Here is a 1731-nt window from a genome sequence, read left to right on the forward strand (position 1 = left end):
CGTGCTCGCGCTGATGGCCGCCTGGGACGTCGCCCTCGGCGCCGGCTTCCGCGCCGGCTTGACCACCATCGTCGTGACGCCCTACCTCGTGCTGGCCGGCGGCTGCCTCTGGCGCGCCGGCGGGCTGCTGGGCTGGACGCCGGCGGGACTGGGCCTCGCCGGGCTGGGCGCCAACGCGCCGCTGGCGATGCTGCGGCTGGTCGTCGACCTGACCATCGCCACCGGCCTGATCGCGCTGGTGATGCAGCGCCTGATCGCGCGCGTGCGCCACCTGACGCGGCGCGACGCCTTGACCGGCCTGCTGAACCGGCGCGCGATCGAGGACCATCTCGCGCGCCTGCAGGCGCTGACCGAGCGCGGCTGCGCCAACGCGGTGATGGTGCTGGACGTGGACCACTTCAAGCGCATCAACGACGAACTGGGGCATGCCGGCGGCGACGCCGCGCTGCAGCACCTGGCCGCCGTGCTGGGCGCGACGCTGCGCGACACCGACTGCTTCGGCCGGCTCGGCGGCGAGGAGTTCGCCGTGCTGCTGCCCGACACCGAGCTCGACGGCGCGATGCTGGTCGCGGAACGCCTGCGCGAGCTGCTGCAGAAACACCCGCTGGCCTGGGGCGACAAGCTCTGGCCGATCAGCGCGAGCTTCGGCGTCGCCACCATGCGCGCCGGCGACACCCACGGCCACGGTGCGCTGTCGCGGGCCGACGCGGCGATGTATGCCGCGAAGGCGCGTGGCCGCAACCGCGTCCTGCGCGCCGCCGGCGAAGCGGAGTTCGCGTGAGCCCCCCGACGATGGAGCCTGCCTGATGCTGCCCGCCGCCGACCCGGTCTCGCTGATCGCCGCGCTGGTGGTGCTGTTCGGCATCGCCGCGGTGGTGTGGCTGATGATCGCCGCCGGCCTGCGCGAATCGCCCGGCGCCTGTGCCTGCCTGTCGGGCGCCAACGCGGCGCTGGGCGCTTCGTTCCTGCTCCACGAGGCGCTCGGGCTGGTGTCGCCGCAGCATTACTGGTGGTCGGACCTGCTGTCGCTGATCGCCTTCGCGCTGATCCGGCTGGCGGTGCCGGTGGTGGGCGAGCGGCCCGCGCCCTGGCGCTCGGTCGGCGGCGCGACGATCGCCGTGGGCATCGTCGTCGCGCGCTTCACCGGCGGGCCGGACACGCTCGGGCACAAGCTGCTGATCTACGGCGCGATGGCGGCGCTGGCGATGCTGGCGGCGGTCGATCCGCGGCGCCTGCTGCGCGCGCGCGGCCTGGCGCCGCGCGCGGCGCTGGCGCTGGCCGCGCCGCTGATGGCGGTCGGCCTGCTACTGCTGGCGCGGCCGGTGGAGGCGCTGCTCGCGCCGGGCCGCACCGCGGACATCGACGTCGCTTCCGACTTCAACATCGCCTGGTTGTGGGCGTCGCTGGTGCTGGCGCTGCTGATCAACGGCTGGATCGCCTTCCTGCTGCTGATGAAGCTGGTGCTGGAGATCCGCCGCCTCACCGAACGCGACCCGCTGACCGATGCGCTGAACCGGCGCGCGCTGTCCGAAGCGGTCGATGCCGAGCACTCGCGCCAGATGCGTGGTCGCGGCTACGCGCTGGTGCTGCTGGACATGGACCGCTTCAAGCAGCTCAACGACACGCTGGGGCATGCGGCCGGCGACGCCGCCTTGAAGGCGCTGGTGCGGGTGCTGCGGCCCTGCCTGCGCGAGGTCGACCGCCTCGCGCGCCTGGGCGGCGAGGAGTTCT

General features: G+C 74.0%; 2 protein-coding genes. Both read left to right on the forward strand.

The window, feature by feature from the left end; all coding sequences use genetic code 11:
• The coding region (locus FUT87_RS17990) for a GGDEF domain-containing protein (RefSeq protein ID WP_147241906.1) at positions 1–781 on the forward strand (781 nt) is incomplete at its 5' end.
• Between the two features lie 25 nt (positions 782–806).
• Positions 807–1731, forward strand: a 925-nt coding sequence (locus tag FUT87_RS17995; RefSeq protein WP_147241907.1) for a GGDEF domain-containing protein, incomplete at its 3' end; no start/stop codon positions are given.

The sequence above is a fragment of the Mitsuaria sp. TWR114 genome (assembly GCF_007997345.1).